We start from the raw sequence: 17,243 nt of genomic DNA on the forward strand, positions 1-17,243 counted from the left end.
CTGACGCGGTGAAAAATGCCGTCGAAGACGCTCGCCCGGACTACGCCGCCAACGTCAGATCAAGGCCCATCCACTTCGCTGCTGCGGCCTCATGAATAAACCGGGTTAGGGCATCCTGCCGGCGATGAACTGTTGAGGGAAGTCGCGAACCGTCTGCTTGCGATTGTCCGTAAGAGCGATGTGACGGCAAGGCTGGGGGGCGACGAGTTTGCGCTCATTCTGAAGATGCCAGTCGGCGAAGCAATCATCGAATCCATATGTTCACGTATCGTGGCGAGCATTGCCGAACCTTTCGATCTGATGGGAACGAAGTCCTACATCGGGGCAAGTATTGGCGTCGCACGATCGCCAAAAGACGGTTCGGATAGTCGGGAATTGACCCGCAAGGCCGACATCGCACTATATTCGGCGAAATCCGGTGGGCGCAATCGGTATGTCCTCTTCAAGGAGAGCATGGATGAAGCGGTGCAGTTCCGCGATCAGTTTAATTCAGATTTGCGCAGCGCAATCATCGATTGCGAAAGGCAGTTGCATCTAGCGTATCAGCCTATCGCAAATGCCACATCCGAAGCATTGACCGGTGTCGAGGCACTTGTGAGGTGGAATCATCCGGAAAAAGGTAAAATCAACCCCGGCACGTTTATCCAGTTTGCCGAGGAGTCGGGATTAATCGAAGAACTGGGTGAGTGGATTTTGCGTCAGGCGGTGACGGACGCCGCCAACTGGCCGGATCTGCGATTGGCGATCAACATTTCTCCGCTTCAGGCCCGCCAGAAGAACTTTGGCGAGAATATCATTCGCACTTTAAAGAGCGCCAATTTCGATCCGAGCCGACTAGAGCTGGAGATCACGGAGAAGTCCTTGCTGGATGGCGACCCGGTCATTCTGCAAAACCTCAAGTATCTGCGGAAAAAGGGCGCCAAGGTTGCGCTGGATGATTTTGGGGTAGGCCTCTCGTCATTGAGTCATATCAGGGACATTGAGGTCGATCGTATCAAGATCGATCGGTCATTTGTGACTGCGTCCACATCCGAGAAAGGTAGGGCGCTGGTCCAGGCGATCATCGGTCTGGCCTACGCCAATGATATTTCGGTAACTGCAGAAGGTATCGAAACGAAGGCGCAACTAGAGCACCTGCGACAAGTCGGCTGCGATGAAATCCAGGGATTTTACTTGTCTCGTCCTCTTTCCGTTTCACGCTTCATTAGGTGGCGTGAAAGAGGAGAGGCGATCGCCGAGAGCGATCCCGAAACGGGTGCTGCACCGGATGACGGCGATCAAGCGGACGTTCGACATGCCATGGCGTGCTAGTTGCCGGCCTCCCGCGAAGGTCTAAGCAGCATCGCTTACCGCTGATATGCACGGGCCCCGCTTGACGCGATCGCGGGCCAATTTCTCCCGTCCATGCAGTCCCGAAGACGCTCTCGGAGCACACGCAGTCGTCACCGTGCCGGAGCGATACATCAGGTCGCACCAGCGAAGGGCGTGACGCGGTGATGTGACCAATGGGTTTTAGTAGTTGGTTAACGTATTAAGGGTATCGAAGGGCTGAAGCATTGTGGGTGGGGCATGACGCAGCGTCAGCATATCAGGGTTCCGATCGGGCTTAGTGCAATTTGCCGATATGGCAGTGGCTTTGAAGCGGCGATCACCATTGCTGATCTGAGCGAGGCGGGTTGCAGGATCTTGCAGGCCCCTACGTCCATGTTGCGGGGCGAAGTCATCGTCATCTCGTTCTCGGATTACGAATATATTGAAGCAAAAGTGCGTTGGCTTCGGGATGGCGAAGCAGGCGTTCAATTTCTGCGACCGATCGATCTGCTCGATCGCAACGCGTTGCAAAGAGCAAGCGAGCTGGGTCATCGTCTGCAGGCCGCCGATGCAGCTAACGGCTCAGCCGAGCCGGGGCTCTTCACGACGGTTCCACACGAGTTTTCGTCCGAAATGACAGTGGGTGACGGCCATGGTGTCTTCACAACTAACGCAGCCGGTAATGATAACGCCGATGGCACATCAGTCTCAAAAGATATCCTGACGTCTGGCGGGCCTGCGCGCCTTCCGATCTCGGACATGACGCGTTTCATTACCCCGTCTTATTCACGGGGTTGGCTACGAAGGGTTGGCGGGAGTGGCATAAGCCTCTGATCTGAATTAGGAACTGGGTGTCTACACCGGCCCTGCTGCAGGGCAGAAAATGCCACAGGCCACACCCGCCATGAACGACGATATCGCAAGCCCCTTCCGATTCCCAGCGGTCGACCGCAAGAAAGTCACAGCCGCGTTCGACGGTGGTCGGCTCACTTCGGACGGCGGCGTTCTGTTGCTGTCGCAGGCCGAGCGCGCGATGGGTATCTGCCAGCGGCTTGCGACTTGCATTGCCGATCCGCGCGATCCTGCGCGGGTGATCCATCGCCTCGACGACATCCTGCGTGCCCGCGTGTTCGCGATCGCCTGCGGCTATGAGGATGCCGACGATCTCGATGCCCTGCGCGACGATCCGGGCTTCCGCCTGGCCCTGGGCAAGCTGCCGGGATCGGGCGCGGGGCTGGCCAGCCAACCGACGATGAGCCGGTGGGAGAATGCACCGATCACGCGCGAGTTGGCGAAGATGCTGGCCGCGATGATCGACATCTACTGCGCCAGCTATCCGGCCCCGCCGGCGGCGGTGACGCTGGATATCGATGATACCTGCGATGTCGTCCATGGCTATCAGCAGTTGTCGTTCTGGAATGGTCATCATGGCGAGCGTTGCTTCCTGCCGATCCATGTCTACGACACCGCCACTGGCCGGCCGGTGGCGATGCTGCTGCGCACCGGCAAGACACCGTCTGGTGTTGAAGCTGCCGGTCACATCCGGCGCCTCGTGCGCCACATCCGCCGGCAATGGCCCGAAACGCACATCACCATCCGCGGCGACGGGCACTATGGGCGGCCCGAGGTCATGGCCGTCTGCGAGGGTTGCGGCGTCGACTACGTGTTCGGCCTGCCGACCAACGCCGTGCTACGCGCCGATCCCGAAATCGTCGTTGCCGCCGATGCCTGTGCGGTCAAACGCGCTCAGCGCCAGTACCCGGTCCTGCGCACCTATGCCGAGACCCGCTACGGGGCCAAAAGCTGGAAGTGCCAGCGCCGCGTCGTCGCCCGGATCGAGGCCAGTACGATGGGCATGGACATCCGCTATGTCGTCACTTCGCTGACCGAAGGCTCGGCCGAGCACATCTATGATACGCTCTACTGCGCGCGCGGTCAGGCCGAAAACCTGATCAAGCTGCACAAGACCCAGCTGGCCAGCGATCGCACCTCGTGCCGCTCTCCCAACGCCAATCAGATGCGCCTCATCCTGCACACCGCCGCATACTGGCTCCTGTGGCGCATTCAGCAGGAAATCCCCAAGGCAGCCTCGCTCGCGACCGCCGAGTTCGCAACGTTGCGCCTCAGGCTGCTCAAGGTCGCTGCCCGCGTCATTGAGAGCGCCACTCGCATCCGTGTCGCCTTCGCGTCAGCCTGTCCCGATGCCTCCGTTTTGAAAGCCATCGCCACCAATCTCAGGCCTGCACCTACTTAGGCGGTGCGGCTGTGCCGCCGAACTCCGAGCTCCATTCCATCAACCTCGAAAAGCCCATTGATCCTGACGCGGTGAAAAATGCCGTCGAAGACGCTCGCCCGGACTACGCCGCCAACGTCAGATCAAGGCCCATCCACTTCGCTGCTGCGGCCTCATGAATAAACCGGGTTACGTTCATCGAAGCCGCGCAAACGTGTGGCTTCCATGCGCTGGACATCGATGTGACGAGCAAGGGCCTCAGTGTTCGACTGTTCTCGAATATTTGATCGCGGGAAATTGGGACATGAACATGGCATCGATGGATGAGCGGCGGCAGATCAGGCAAGTGATCCACACGCAAGGCAGTTTCCGTCGAGGGGTGGGAATTGGACTCAAAGTGGAGGTGGCCAATCTCACCCAGCATGGGTGTTGCCTCTGTTCAATTCCCGGCAACCTTCGCAGAGGCGACTACCTGTCGCTCCGCCTTGCGGGGTTCGGTCCGATCGAGGGCGAGATCAAATGGCTACATCTCGGCAAGGCTGCGGGCATGCAGTTCTACACGCCTCTCCATCAGGCCATCTTCGATCATATCGTTGCCAGACATCGGGTGGTCAGCACGCGACCCGACAAACCGTCGGCGCACCTCGTCGAGCTTCGCGACGAGCTTGACCAACTGCGGAATTAAACTGAAAATTACAAGGCGATATGCTGCCAGCCTAACATTTGGCGCGGCAGCTTCCAGACGACCAACGATGCGGAGTGAAACAGTGCCGGACGATTTTTTTGAAGAAGAGCGGCGGGGCGAGGTTCGAACCAGGTCTGTTTACCGTCCGGCTCTTATCCAGACAGAAGATTTCTCCGGATTCTGCATGATCCGCGATATCTCGCCGATCGGTGTCCGGGTCGAGGCTTTTGCGGCTATCGTAACCGGTCAGGACGTGATCGTTCAGTTCTCCGACACTTTCAAGACGCAGGGTCGCGTAATTTGGAATGAAGGGACCCAAATCGGCATCAGTTTCAAAGCAGAAATCGATACTGCCGCCGTACTGACAGGCAACGGTGGTTCGGAAACAAACCGCAATACGAGGCCGCTGCGCCTTGATGTCGAATGTGATGCCTCGGTTCAACTTGGCAGCGATGTCATCCCCGTCAAGGTAAGGGACATTTCTCAGCGAGGCATAAAGATTGCAGCCTCGGGTTTGAGCGTGGGGGCATCGCCGCTGGTGATCATTCCCGGGATCGAGCCCAAGCGTGCCACTGTGACCTGGACGCAATACGGGATCTGCGGTCTGCACTTCAATGTGCCGATGCGATATGACGAACTGGCATCATGGGCGGTCCGCATCCGAACTGAAGCGGTCGAGTGAAGCTGGCGAGTTGTCGCGCGGTCGAATCACTACCGGCGCAGCCCATCCTTGCTGAAAACTCTTACTGCCATTTTGATACATGAGTTCCAGCTTATGTGGTCAGACTTCGCAGTTGAAAAATGCATTGCAGCAATGGCTTGCTGTGCTACGCCAACGACATGGGACCTCTGGCTGAATTTGCAATCGCCGTAGTTTTTGGAACCGTCGGGCTATACACGACGCTGCTTTCCATCTCTTCCTATCTCAAGAACAGGCAAAGGCGAGAGCTGGTATTGGCGGCATGCGGGTTGCTGCTGTGTATTCTTGGCATTGCTGTCATCATAGTATGACGAAATGGGGGGGCAGATATGAGGGGAATCTGTTAACCCTTTGCGTTTACTACCGCTTCATTGCTCGAACTGTAGGCAAGTCGAGGTGACTGGCTCTGGTGCGAACAGTTATGAGCAGTCCGGTTGATCGTGCCCATTGACCGGACTGCCGCCTTGCGGCGATGCAAGGCGCTCATGTGGCACCCCGCCGCCTAAGCCGGTTTCAGACATTGCCAATACGATATTCTGGCCGATGATGGTGTACATCTCGTCGAATATCAAGCGGACATGAGATGCTAGTGGTATGCTGGGCGCGTTCGGATTAGCGGGTATAGCACATCGGAGTTAACGGCTTCATGCCTGAAATATCTGCTGATATCTTGCCAAGTTCAGGGAGAAAAAGTCACTCCATCCTCGCATGCCTTGGGGCAGGTGGGGCAAGAGGGGACCAGTTTTCGTGCCTTGCTTGCTGCGCTGCCGGATGAGGAGGCTTGCATCGAGCACGTCTTCAACGTCCGATTTGGCCAATGGCACCCCTGCCTGAAGTGTGGAAAACCGTGCAAGTGGTTCCGGATCAGGTCATATCGTCGATATGGCAATAGCTGTTGTGGTGGTGCATCCGTATCGCCGACCGCCAACACTGTTTTCAACAGGACACAAATTCCGTTGACCGACTGGTTTCATCTAATGCTGCTGTTCACAAATAGTCGCACCGGGATCTCGACCCATTTTGCGCAACGGCATTTTGGCATTGCTCAAAAGGCGGCCTATCGTGCGGTCGACCGAGTTCGCACGCATCTGGCACTGCTTGAGGGGGTCAGGATGGTGGGCGGCCCGGGTGTCCCGGTTTATGTAGACGAGACACTGTTGAATGGTGTCCGCACGCTCTCGCGTTCCGGGAAAGGGAAGGCGATCTTGATGGGGCTGACCGACGGCGACGTAGTGACGACGGCGATCATTCCAGACCGACGTTCGGATACGTTGTTTTCCGTGATTGATCAAAGGATTCGGAAAGGCTCGATAATCGTCACCGACAGCTACAATTCCTATAAGCGCCTGGCCGATCTCGGGTGGGCGCGAGAGACGGTAAATCACTCCAAAGGCTTCTGGGTGAACGAATCGGGCTTCAGCCAGAGTCGCATCGAATCTTATTGGGCTGTTTTCAAGAGGATGATCCGCGGGGCACACCTGCACGTCAGGCGGGACAAACTTTGGAAATATGTGAACGCATTCAATTTCTGTTACAACAGGCGCATGCGTTCTCATGAGACATTCTGGGATATGATCTCTGCCTTCCCTGAATTTCCACCCAAGATCACTCCTCCCAAAGAGCTGGATCTCGTCCCACATCGTTTCCTCGATAGCTAAACCGGCGTGATAATCGAACAATCCCCAGACGAGCTGCCTCGCCACGCTTGAGCTGGACCGAACACCTCCTTTTGTTATGGTTCCGGTCACGAGGTGTGAACCGCCCCGAGATTGCCGGAGGCCCCAACTCCTGAGAGGAAGGGTCTATGAGCAAGACGACGAACAAGTTCTCACCCGAGGTTCGCGAGCGAGCAGTCCGCATGGTGCTGGCCAGCGAGAAGGATCATCCGTCGCGCTGGGCGGCGGTCACATCGATAGCCGGCAAGTTCGGCTGTTCGGGCTACACGCTGCTCGAGTGGGTGAAGAAGTCCGAGATCGACAAGGGCATGCGAGCCGGAGTGCCGACCGAGCTGGCTGACAAGCTGAAGGCGCTGGAACGCGAGAACCGTGAGTTGCGCCAGGCCAACGAGATCCTGCGCAAGGCTTCCGCGGATGGGCGGCGATCTCGATCCAATGAGCAAAGATGTTGCCAATGACTACACTGACGCGCTGTCGCCCTGGATCTGGCAGCAAGCGGGCATGGCAGATGAACCTTTGGCCGCAAATATCGATCATGATCCGGGTTATGACCAACTGATGGACGCCTTGCTTGGTATCGGCGAATCCAATTTGGACACTGATGTATTGCCCGGCCAAGCAGCGATCGTTGCCGAGGTCATCCATGACGCGCTTGCAGATGCCTTCCAGATCAACGTGATCGACGATCTGGTGAACGCAATAACGCCCATTGAGAGTGGCAGTGCGCCCGTGCCTGATCGTCTCGATGTCGACTTTTCTGACCTACTGGCCGCAAGTTTGAACGTAAGTCATGTGAGCGATGGCATTCCATTTCACATGGTGCAAACCGCTGATGACATTGCTGTTCAGGTGGCTCAGAATGCATAGGAGGAGGTCTATATCGACCGTCTGTACTGGTTGGCCCATGTCAGATAGGCCGAAGAGGCGACGCTCAATCGCATGGGGAACCGACCATACCGATCATCGATGCGCGATAGCCTGAGATATTGACCTCTCTATCGTGTCGTTCTCCAATTCTCCGCCATCGCCCCCACTTCATCAGATGCGTCCAATGCCGGTCCAGCGGCCAGTTCCTGCGCTTTCGCCATCAGTTCAGCGCTAGCATTTCCAGCCTGGCGGTAGTCAGTCGCCTGGGCGGGAGTTCGGCCGACTTGTTCGATCAAGCGCCATCCCTGTTCATCCTTGCACGCGATCCCATCCTGTTGCGTCGAGGCGTAGACCCGACAGTAGAGACCGCCGCTGTCACGAAAACTGAGCAGGACCCGGACGGTCGCGTCGGCCGGTTGCGTTGCGACGAGTTGATCGTCGAGCGCCGATGCGATCTGCTGGGTTGCATAACCATCGGGGGCGGAGCCGCGAGGGATGAGAAGGGCAAGAATCAGGCAAGCCGCCAGCGCCGGGGCTGTAATCCAACCCCAGCGCGGAATATGCCGCAGCCGATCGGTCCGGAGCTTTCGCCGACTTTGAAGGTCTACAATTATGCTTTCGTTCTGCAACATCGCTTCGAGCCGCTCCGGCACAGGATCGTCCAGAATGGGCGCGTAGTGCGCCGACAGCCGAGTGCGCAAGGCGCGGTGGTTTGCAACGGCCCGTGCGAGTGCCGGGTCCGCTTCCACAGCGCGTTCGATTTCGGCGTGCCGCACAGAGTCGAGTTCGCCATCGGCAAAGGCTGCCAGTTCTTCACGCGTCACGCTCATGCGGCTTCTCCCAGTTTTTCCAAAAGGGCATCGCGTCCCCGAACCAGACGGGAGTTCATGGTGCCGACAGGGCAGCCGACGATCTCGGCCGCTTCACGATAGGAATACCCTTCAACCATCACCAGCAACACGGCCTCGCGCTGCTCGTCCGGCAGGCTTGCCATGGCGCGGTCCACATCGCTGAGTTCAAGCGCGGCGTCCTGTCCGCCAAGAGCACCGACACTGACGCCCGCATCTTCGGACATGAATGTCTGAGATCGGCGCTGAGCCGCCCGTCGTTCGTCGATCCACAAGTTCCGCATGATCCGGTACATCCAGCTGTCGAGACGCGTGCCGGGCTCATAGCTTTCGCGACGAGACAGAGCGCGCTCGATGGTCATCTGGCAGAGATCGTCCCCATCGCTCGGATTGCGTGACAGTCCGATCGCGAAACGCCGCAACCGGGGCAACAAGGCCAGCACGCCATCTTCGAAACGATTGCTCAGGGTTTCTCCGCCTTTCATGGATTAAACGGATGAGGTGATGCGTTTCATCCATGCTTAAGGCAGATTCTTGAACAAAGGCACCGATGAGACGCATTTCCCTACTGATTGTGGCCGCGTTGGCGGTCATGGCGCTGCCCGCAATGGCCCAATTGCGACTGCCGCCACTCGGCATACCGCCGTTGGGCGATGTCACGGACACGATCAGCGATACGCTCGAGGATGCAAATGCAGATGTCGCGCGCGTCTCGGAAGATTTGCTCAGCATTCGCGACAACAGGATTGCGAAGCTGCTGCGTAATCATCCTGAAGCCTTAGAACGGGACAGCAATGGCGATCTGGCCAGACGCGGAGAGCTGTTCCTTCTCGATGCCGACCCCGATGCACTGGCCGTTGCCCGGAAGGCGGGGTTTGTCATCCGCGCAACAGAGCCGATTGATGGCTTGGATATCGAGCTGGTTCGACTGAGCGTTCCACAGTCCCTCTCTCTGGCAGAAGCCGAAGATGTCCTGCGCGACATGTTACCTGATGCTACCATCAGTGCCGACAATCTTCACTTCCCGGCGGGCGGTTCGACCGCATCGGCCACTTCCGTAATGCTGGCCTCGTCGGCAACGTCGATCCGCACTGCTGTCGGCATGATCGACGGTGCGCCCGGTAATCAAGTCAGGCCGTCGTCTATACGCGGCTTCGCCCAGGGGGCGCCCTTTCCAAGCAATCACGGCACCGCAATCGCCTTTCTGCTCGCATTCGCCGGCGTGAAAGACATTCGCGTCGCCGATGTTTACGGCACCGATCCGGCCGGCGGCAATGCGCTGGCAATCGCCAAGGCGCTCGGTTGGTTGACCAAGGATGGCGCGAAAGTAATCACCATCAGTCTGGTCGGCCCACGCAATGCATTATTGGAGCGGGCGGTTGACTCGGCCCAACGCCAGGGCGTGATTATTGTCGCTGCAGTAGGAAATGATGGCCCGGCTGCACCGCCGGCTTATCCCGCGTCCTATGCCGGCGTTCTGGCGGTAACCGCCGTCGACGGGCGCAATCGTGCTTTAATCGAGGCGGGCAAGGCAAGCCATCTCGATTACGCCGCACCGGGAGCCAATTTGCGTGTTCGCAACGCCAAGGGCGAGCGGGCCCGGGTGCGCGGCACATCGTTCGCCGTTCCGTTGGTCGCCGCCCGCGTCGCCGCACATGACGGCAGCCGATCGCAGATCACTGTGCAGCTTGACAGGGAAGCGGTCGACCTCGGCAGGAAGGGACCGGACGACACCTACGGTCGGGGCCTTTTGTGCAGCGATTGTCGCCCCTGACGAAAATTTTTTCGGCCCGCGTGAATTAAACGTCGGCCGCGATTCGTTTTCTCATCGAACGGACGGAACAAGGACCGTTCCATAATCGATGAAAGGACAGGATCATGAAGACCTTCTTTATCTCAACCGCACTCGTCGCTTTTGCTGCTGCGGCCCCCGCCCACGCCCAGATTCTCGGCGGTGGTGGCGGCCTTGGCGGAATGATCGGCGGCACTCTCAATGGTCAGGGTTCGATCGGTGGACCGCTCAGCGCGCCCACCGAGACCGTGCGATCCGCAACGCGCGGCACCGTAGATGCCACCGCCAAGGCGGACGGCAACAAGTCGGTCGATACGCGCAGTGGCAGCGTCGCGGCCAATGGTAGCGCGGATGCAGGCATCGCTGGCACCGTGACCCATGCAACGCGGGCGCCTGTCGGCAATGTTGCCGGAACCGGATCGGCCAGCGGCTCGGCTTCAGGTGGCGGCAGTGCCAATGCGCAGTTGATCGGCACCGATCAGGTTCACTAGACCGTGGGTTCAACTATCGGAACCGCGAGCACCGTTGCGGCGCAGGCCCAGGGTTCGGTTAGTGGCGCGACCAACACCGCCGCGAACGTCGCGGGCAATGTGGCAGGCTCCGCTCAGGGCTCGGCCAATGGCATGACCGGTCTTGCCACCGGTCAACTCGCCGCCGCGGGCAGTGCCGCTGCGCAAGCCGATGGGGCCTTCGCAATTGCCAGCGGCACGCCTGTCTCAGGCCCCGATGGCAATACGCTGGGCGCCGTGAGCCATGTTGTTGCCAATGCGCAGGGACAGGTTGAGCAGGTACTGGTCAACGTCGATGGCATGAATGCCTTGCTCCCGGCTGGCAATTTCAGTGCCAGCGGCGATGCGCTAGTATCCGCAATGAGCGAAGGCGAAGTTCGCCAGGTCGCCGAGCAGCAGGCCGAGCAACTCACAACCGAATAATCCACCGACCATCAGTGCTCCTGGAGAAGCATACGTTTCTCCAGGAGTATCCTGAAACGACAATCACAGCGGCACGGAAACCGATCTGCTTCTTGTGACCGTGGCCTGTATCAAATCGACTAGATCAGAATCATGCGTAGCCTGCTTTCCCTCTCGCTTCTTTTCACACCGGTTGCAGCCTTTGCCGATGAAACCAGGGCCTCGGCTCCGCACGGGAGGAATGACGGACCCCAGTTCGAGATATCGACCGGTGTTGAATACGAAGAAGGCGATTACGGCACCGATACGAAGATCAACATTCTTTCCGTCCCGACAAGCGTCAAGCTGTCAACAGGAGACCTCCAGCTTATCGCGACCTTACCCTATCGACGGGTCGAAGGCCCCTCGAGCGTAGTCCCCGGCGGCGTACTCGGCCTGCCAATCCTGCTCGATCCAAACCAGCCGCAGACCGAGAACGTGACGCGCGAGGGCTGGGGCGATCTCGAATTGGGCGTAGTTTATGCCATCCCCACAACTGTCGTGAACTTGGCGATTTCGGGTTCAGTGAAGCTCCCAACTGCAGAGAATAATCTCGGTACCGGCGCAACTGACTACACCCTGGGGACGGAAGTATCGAGGCCGTTTGCCGGCGGCATCATCCCATTTGCCAGCTTCAGCTATACCTTTCTGGGCAGCCCTGAAGGCTATTCCTTGCAGGATAGCTATGCTGCTTCCGGCGGCATTGCGACAAAGATCGGTCCGGCCACGCAAGGCTATCTGTCTTATCGCTACGCCGACAACGCCAGCCAACTGATTTCCAGCGACCAACGTCTGATCACTGGCCTAAACACCCGGCTTGGCAAAGTTCTCTCGCTGGGGGTCTATGGCTCGACTGGTCTCTCCGAGGGAGCGCCAGAATTCACGACCGGCCTCCGCATTGGCATGGCATTAAACTGATGGACCCGTTCAGAGATTCGTCGCTAAAGGCAGGAGGTCGAAGGCCTGAAACTGGGCCGGGAGAAGACCGTCGGCTTTGCGGAAGCTAATCACCTAAATCGGACATTCGGCTAACGACCCGAGTGTGGCCACTCAGCCGAGTCATGGACCGTGCCCGGCCATGGAGTTAAATTCCGAGGCCTCGCGCATGACATCTACTCATGTGACCGAACCAAAAAAAAGATCAAGGTCGTGTCCCCCGTCAGCACCAATGGCACAGATTTGAGGTTGTGATTTAAGGAGGGTTGGGGCTTCGTCGTAGTGACGAAGGAACGAAGATGAAGCCCCAACCCTCCTTGAAAAAATCGCCCCCCAAGAAGGCCCCTGCCGAGCGGGTGGTGAAGGACATTCGGCGAGCAACCCGTCGCCATTTCTCGGCTGAAGACAAGATCCGTATCGTGCTGGATGGCTTGCGCGGCGAGGACAGCATTGCCGAGCTGTGCCGCAAGGAAGGCATCGCCCAGAGCCTGTATTACACCTGGTCGAAGGAGTTCATGGAGGCAGGTAAGCGCCGGTTGGCCGGTGATACCGCCCGTGCCGCGACCACTGGCGAGGTGCAGGATCTGCGCCGCGAAGCCCGCGCCCTGAAGGAATGCGTGGCCGACCTGACGCTGGAAAACCGTTTGCTCAAAAAAAGCATGATCGCGGATGGGGGCGACGACGAATGAGGTATCCCGCATCCGAAAAGCTGGAAATCATCCGTATCGTCGAGCAATCGCACCTGCCTGCCAAGCGGACGCTGGATCAGCTCGGCATCGCCCGCCGGACCTTCTACCGCTGGTATGACCGCTACCTTGAAGGCGGCCCGGAGGCGTTGGCGGATCGACCATCGGCTCCAGGCCGGGTGTGGAACCGGATCGCGCCCGAGGTGCAGGATCAGATCGTCGAGATGGCGCTGGAGCAGTCCGAGCTGTCACCGCGCGAACTGGCGGTGCGATTTACCGATGAACGCCAATACTTTGTATCGGAAGCTACGGTTTACCGCCTGCTGAAGGCCCATGACCTGATCACCAGTCCGGCCTATGTCGTGATCAAGGCCGCCGATCAGTTCCATACCAAGACCACGCGGGTGAATGAGATGTGGCAGACCGACTTCACCTACTTCAAGATCATCGGGTGGGGCTGGATGTATCTGTCGACGGTGCTCGACGACTTCTCGCGCTATATCATCTCCTGGAAGTTGTGCACCAACATGCGCGCCGAGGACGTCACCGACACGCTGGACCTCGCCCTCAAAGCCTCGGGCTGCGATAGTGCCACGGTGCTGCACAAGCCAAGGCTGCTCAGCGATAACGGTCCTAGCTATATCGCCGGGGAACTGGCGGAATACATCGAGGCCCGGAAGATGAGCCACGTGCGCGGTGCCCCGATGCACCCGCAGACCCAGGGCAAGATCGAGCGTTGGCATCAGACCCTGAAAAACCGCATCCTGCTGGAAAACTACTTCTTGCCCGGTGACCTCGAGGCCCAGATCGAGGCCTTCGTCGAGCACTACAACCACCAGCGTTATCACGAAGCGCTGTCCAACGTGACGCCCGCCGACGCCTACTTCGGCAGGGCGGCTTCCATCCTCAATCAGCGCGAAAGGATCAAGCGACACACCATCGAACATCGGCGCTTGCAACACCGCAAGCTCGCCGCCTAAAACCAACCCCAAGACGAGGTCCGCACTCCGCTAATCTACGCCGCGAGTTGTGCCAAATGTTCTGACGACGGACACTATCTGCCTAACTGATCGTTAAATAAACAAATTTATCCTGTTTAGTGACCGCATGGCCCATAGCGTTAGACAAGGGAGAAGGTCGGCAGTCCGCCTATTGCACGTTCGCTCCCCACCCCGTTTGTGACTTCGCGGTTGGGTTCGGATGAGCCTGAAAGCGGATGGTCCGGTTACGACCCAATTGCGGGCCTACATTATACGGCACCCAATGCCTGGGATAATGCGGAACGTGCAGGTTCCGACATCATGCTTCGCGAGCTTGCGATTATCCAACTTAATGGGGTTGATCGTTAAATCGGAATTTACTGCCTTTGTCATATTGGCCGTTTGGGTTTTTGCCGAGGTCACATGTCTACAACGCGCCAATATTTGATCAGAGCAGCCAAGCGCGACGGGATAATAATCGCTATCCTTGCACTCGTTACATTCGCGATATGCGTGGGCCTCGATGCATTCGACTACGTAGTTCTTTTGTCGAGAGAACACGAAAATTGGGAATTGGATGAAATCCTCACGACACTGATGGTACTTCCCATGGCCATTAGCGTTGTTGCTGTACGGCGCCTCAAGGACGCTCTTCGAGAATTGAGTATCCGGGTTGAAGCTGAACGAACAGCCAACGATTTGGCTTTGCGTGATCCCCTGACACAGCTTCCGAACCGTCGAGCATTCTCTCAGCTAGCCTCGGAATTTGCGGAATGCGGAAGGGAACGCCCATTCCTGCTGGTTTTGCTAGACCTCAATCGCTTCAAGGCCGTCAATGACCTACGCGGACATGTAGCAGGCGACCAGCTTCTAGTCGGGGTGGCGGAAAGGTTGACGCGTATCACCAATATTGAAGCAACGGTTGCAAGATTGGGCGGAGATGAGTTTGTTGTGCTCATTCCCGATGTTGGCAATGACGCCCAAGAGCAGCGTTGGCTACAGCGATTGTCGGCGTGCTTTGACAAGCCGTTCACCCTTGGAGACCATCAAGTTTCGGTCGGTGCGAGTATGGGGGCACGTCGCGTCAACGAAAAATGTAACGACGTGGAGATTCTGCTCAATCAGGCCGATGCGGCAATGTACCGGTGCAAATCGCGACGCGCCAATGCCTTTTGTGTTTTTCAGCCTGGCATGGAACAGGCTTCGATCTTGAATGCATCCGTAGCCGAACAGCTACGCCTTGCCGCGTAAGCGCTGTTTTCAGCCCACGTCAGCCCAGGGCATGAGTTCGCCGACGCGGTTGGCCGGGTGACCGTTGGCGAGGCTCGAGAGAGTGGCGGTCAACCAAGCGTTCGGGTCGATGCCGGACGGCTTGCAGTTTTCGATGAGTGTGGCGATCACCGCCCAGTTGTCGCCGCCTTCGTCGGAGCCAGCGAACAGCGCATTTTTGCGATTGAGTGCAAGCGGGCGGATGGAGCGCTCGACGGTGTTGTTGTCGAGATCTATGCGGCCATCATCAAGGAACCGGAGGAGACCATCCCACCGGGTGAGCGCATAGCGGATCGCTTCACCGAGCCTGCTCTTGGTGCTGACCTGCCGGACACGGGTGTCGAGATACTGGTGGAGATCGTCCACGATGGGCCTGCTCCGTGCATTGCGGACGGTCTGGCGTTGCCGCGCCGACGATCCCCGCACTTCGCCTTCGATGGCATAGAGTTCGGCGATGCGGCGCAGCACATCTGATGCGACCGGCGAGCTGTCTGCCAGTTCGTAGAATTCCCGACGCCGCGCATGAAGCGGTACGCGATTTGGTGCGGGCTCGCGAATCGGCGGGTGAAGCGCTGAAGCGGGCTCGCCAGCAACTCCAGTCCTTCCTGCTGCGTCACGGCCGGGTCTGGGGCTTGTACCGTCCGAGAGTTCGACTGGGGAGCGAGTCAGGCGAGCAGGGATCACCAAGGCTGGTAACTCACGCGCACGCCGGGTCCTCGTTGAGGGGGCCTGGACTTACCGCTATCCGGCCCGGGTGAGCCCCACCATCCAGGCGCGTCTCGATGGACTGCCAAGGGCGGTGCGCAAGACCGCCTGGAAGGGCCAGATCCGGCTTTGTACCCGCTATCGCAAGCTGATCATGGCGGGCAAGCACAAGACCGTCGTCGTAACCGCGATCGCACGCGAGATGGCGGCATTCCTGTGGGCAATCGGCCAAGAGGTTGCGCCGACCCCCTAAGCGTAAAGAGCAATAACCAGCAACGAGTCGAAAAGGTAGGAGTGAACAGAACCTGCATCATCCTCTGCTTGATGTGCAAAGTTGGGAGCAGAGCCCCGGTGGGGAACCCTCGCGAACTCTATGTGGCCGGCCCAGTCGATGCCCGAATTTAGACCGAGGCAGCCCCAGACGAACCTACGGAAATGCGGTATCCAACCCGCGGATAAGAGTATGCCAACCGTCGTCGAAAGCCCTGCTCCCTACTTTGTGCATCAGCTTCAAAACCTCAGCGCATCGTCACCTTGCGACGGAAAGGATGCAACATGCCAAAGGCTATTGATCACGAACATAAGAGAGTTCGGGTCTTATGTTGAATCTGACGTGACCCCCAGCTTTCCCCAAGCTGGGATTAGAGCCAGGCGGCAGAGCATGAGTAAACTGCCCCAACCCTCGCCCCTAACTCGGTTCGCGGACGCTAGCGAAATTGTGCGGCCATGGGCGGGGTGTCGATCAATATGACGCCTGCTTAACCGCCCAATTTCGGCTTGAGGCGCTGTTCAACGACCAATGGATGGCGGAGACGGAGGGATTCATATCCCCTAGCTATAGTATTGTTTTAGAAATATTTTTCCATAGCTATTTGTTTCCAGAACCCCCTAAAATGCCCCCATTTAAGATCTGACGTGAATAGCCCCGAGTTTTTTAGTTTGCCGAACATGCGCTCGACGCGGTTGCGATCCCGGTATCGGCGATAATCGGGATGCTCTGGCACCTTGCGGTTCGAGCGGGGTGGGATGATCGGCAGTATGCCCCGGATCAGTAGGCTTTCACGGAAGCGATTCCCGTCATAACCCTTGTCTGCCAGCAGCGCCTTGGGCGTGGCGACCGGGATCTCCATCAGCGGCTCGGCTGCGGTGTAATCGGAGGCCTCACCGCCGGTCAGGATGAAGCCGAGAGGCAGTCCCTGATTGTCACAGCGGGCGTGGATTTTGCTCGTAAAGCCGCCGCGTGATCGACCAAGAGCGTTCGCACAAGCCCCCCTTTTTCGCCCGCTGCCGAGACGTGGCCGCGAACACTGGTGCTGTCGATCATGTGCTGCTAGTCGTCGGTCAGACCAAGATCAACCAGCATTTGCAGCAGCGCATCCCAGACGCCCTGCTCGGCCCATCGTCGGAACCGGACATAGACCGAGTTCCACTTACCGTATCGCTCGTGCATGTCGCGCCAGGGACAGCCGACCCGCAGCACGTGGGGCATGCCATTGAGGAAGCGACGGTTATCGCCCGCTGGCCGCGCCCAGCGACTACGCTCAGACGGCAGCGGCGGCCCGATCAGTTCCCACTCCGCATCGGATAAATCCCCGCGACCCATGA

At 58.5% G+C, this 17,243-nt stretch carries 16 protein-coding genes and 5 pseudogenes; 17 read left to right on the top strand and 4 right to left on the bottom strand.

Features of this window, described 5'->3' with window-relative positions; all coding sequences use genetic code 11:
- Window positions 1–117: 117 nt before the first annotated feature.
- From AB433_RS21495 to AB433_RS00375, 9 genes and pseudogenes are all read left to right on the top strand, one after another.
- A pseudogene (locus tag AB433_RS21495) lies at window positions 118–429 on the top strand (diguanylate cyclase domain-containing protein); the annotation flags it as partial.
- A 24-nt stretch (window positions 430–453) separates the two neighbouring features.
- Complete coding sequence (locus AB433_RS00340) at window positions 454–1,311, top strand: putative bifunctional diguanylate cyclase/phosphodiesterase (protein WP_260182103.1); 858 nt, start codon at window positions 454–456, stop codon at window positions 1,309–1,311.
- Between the two features lie 258 nt (window positions 1,312–1,569).
- On the top strand, window positions 1,570–2,145 hold the full coding sequence (locus AB433_RS00345; protein WP_047819490.1) for a PilZ domain-containing protein: 576 nt from the start codon (window positions 1,570–1,572) through the stop codon (window positions 2,143–2,145).
- 70 nt (window positions 2,146–2,215) lie between these two features.
- On the top strand, window positions 2,216–3,565 hold the full coding sequence (locus AB433_RS00350; RefSeq protein WP_169749280.1) for an IS1380 family transposase: 1,350 nt from the start codon (window positions 2,216–2,218) through the stop codon (window positions 3,563–3,565).
- Window positions 3,566–3,848: 283 nt separating this feature from the next.
- Window positions 3,849–4,229 (top strand): hypothetical protein, encoded by a 381-nt coding sequence (locus AB433_RS20740; RefSeq protein ID WP_047819491.1) that lies wholly within the window; start codon window positions 3,849–3,851, stop codon window positions 4,227–4,229.
- An 82-nt stretch (window positions 4,230–4,311) separates the two neighbouring features.
- On the top strand, window positions 4,312–4,911 hold the full coding sequence (locus AB433_RS20745; protein ID WP_169749281.1) for a PilZ domain-containing protein: 600 nt from the start codon (window positions 4,312–4,314) through the stop codon (window positions 4,909–4,911).
- Between the two features lie 974 nt (window positions 4,912–5,885).
- Window positions 5,886–6,587: an IS1595 family transposase gene (locus AB433_RS00365; RefSeq protein WP_156170624.1), complete on the top strand. Its 702-nt coding sequence runs from the start codon at window positions 5,886–5,888 to the stop codon at window positions 6,585–6,587.
- Between the two features lie 146 nt (window positions 6,588–6,733).
- Window positions 6,734–7,018 (top strand): annotated as a pseudogene (locus AB433_RS00370) (transposase); the annotation flags it as partial.
- A 1-nt stretch (window position 7,019) separates the two neighbouring features.
- On the top strand, window positions 7,020–7,472 hold the full coding sequence (locus AB433_RS00375) for a hypothetical protein (protein WP_156170625.1): 453 nt from the start codon (window positions 7,020–7,022) through the stop codon (window positions 7,470–7,472).
- A gap of 128 nt (window positions 7,473–7,600) precedes the next feature.
- Here AB433_RS00375 and AB433_RS00380 read toward each other — a convergent pair whose 3' ends face one another.
- Window positions 7,601–8,302, bottom strand: a complete 702-nt coding sequence (locus tag AB433_RS00380) for an anti-sigma factor family protein (RefSeq protein WP_047819496.1) — start codon at window positions 8,300–8,302, stop codon at window positions 7,601–7,603.
- Entirely contained in the window at window positions 8,299–8,805 is a 507-nt protein-coding gene (locus AB433_RS00385) for an RNA polymerase sigma factor (RefSeq protein WP_047819497.1), read from the bottom strand. The genes AB433_RS00380 and AB433_RS00385 overlap by 4 nt, the downstream gene beginning before the upstream one ends.
- Before the next feature lie 65 nt (window positions 8,806–8,870).
- Between AB433_RS00385 and AB433_RS00390 the strand changes: the two genes are divergently transcribed.
- The 6 genes from AB433_RS00390 (at window position 8,871) to AB433_RS19245 (ending at window position 14,915) form a co-directional block, all read left to right on the top strand.
- Window positions 8,871–10,094 carry a S8 family serine peptidase gene (locus AB433_RS00390; RefSeq protein WP_047819498.1) on the top strand — a complete coding sequence of 408 codons (1,224 nt, stop codon included), beginning with the start codon at window positions 8,871–8,873 and terminating at the stop codon, window positions 10,092–10,094.
- Between the two features lie 104 nt (window positions 10,095–10,198).
- A complete protein-coding gene (locus AB433_RS19235; protein WP_053058906.1) occupies window positions 10,199–10,603 on the top strand; it encodes a hypothetical protein in 405 nt (134 codons plus the stop codon).
- A 3-nt stretch (window positions 10,604–10,606) separates the two neighbouring features.
- Window positions 10,607–11,044, top strand: coding sequence for a hypothetical protein (locus tag AB433_RS19240; protein WP_053058907.1), 438 nt, complete (start codon window positions 10,607–10,609; stop codon window positions 11,042–11,044).
- 132 nt (window positions 11,045–11,176) lie between these two features.
- Complete coding sequence (locus tag AB433_RS00400) at window positions 11,177–11,980, top strand: hypothetical protein (protein ID WP_053058908.1); 804 nt, start codon at window positions 11,177–11,179, stop codon at window positions 11,978–11,980.
- A gap of 317 nt (window positions 11,981–12,297) precedes the next feature.
- Window positions 12,298–13,664, top strand: a protein-coding gene (locus AB433_RS00410; RefSeq protein WP_156170626.1) for an IS3 family transposase whose coding sequence is annotated in 2 segments (ribosomal slippage) — window positions 12,298–12,649 and window positions 12,649–13,664 — 1,368 coding nt in all. Because the reading frame shifts where the segments join, the coding sequence is not laid out codon by codon here.
- Between the two features lie 513 nt (window positions 13,665–14,177).
- Entirely contained in the window at window positions 14,178–14,915 is a 738-nt protein-coding gene (locus AB433_RS19245) for a GGDEF domain-containing protein (RefSeq protein ID WP_183309184.1), read from the top strand.
- A 9-nt stretch (window positions 14,916–14,924) separates the two neighbouring features.
- On the opposite strand, the pseudogene AB433_RS00425 reads toward AB433_RS19245, so the two are convergent.
- Window positions 14,925–15,458 (bottom strand): annotated as a pseudogene (locus tag AB433_RS00425) (IS66 family transposase); the annotation flags it as partial.
- Between the two features lie 100 nt (window positions 15,459–15,558).
- Between AB433_RS00425 and AB433_RS21725 the strand changes: the two are divergent.
- Window positions 15,559–15,660, top strand: a pseudogene (locus tag AB433_RS21725) (transposase); the annotation flags it as partial.
- Between the two features lie 27 nt (window positions 15,661–15,687).
- Window positions 15,688–15,891, top strand: a complete 204-nt coding sequence (locus AB433_RS21730) for a hypothetical protein (protein ID WP_375782414.1) — start codon at window positions 15,688–15,690, stop codon at window positions 15,889–15,891.
- 679 nt (window positions 15,892–16,570) lie between these two features.
- Here AB433_RS21730 and AB433_RS21735 read toward each other — a convergent pair.
- Window positions 16,571–17,241: pseudogene (locus AB433_RS21735) on the bottom strand (IS5 family transposase); the annotation flags it as partial.
- Window positions 17,242–17,243: the final 2 nt, after the last annotated feature.

It is taken from the genome of Croceicoccus naphthovorans, assembly GCF_001028705.1.
GTDB classification, from domain to species: domain Bacteria; phylum Pseudomonadota; class Alphaproteobacteria; order Sphingomonadales; family Sphingomonadaceae; genus Croceicoccus; species Croceicoccus naphthovorans.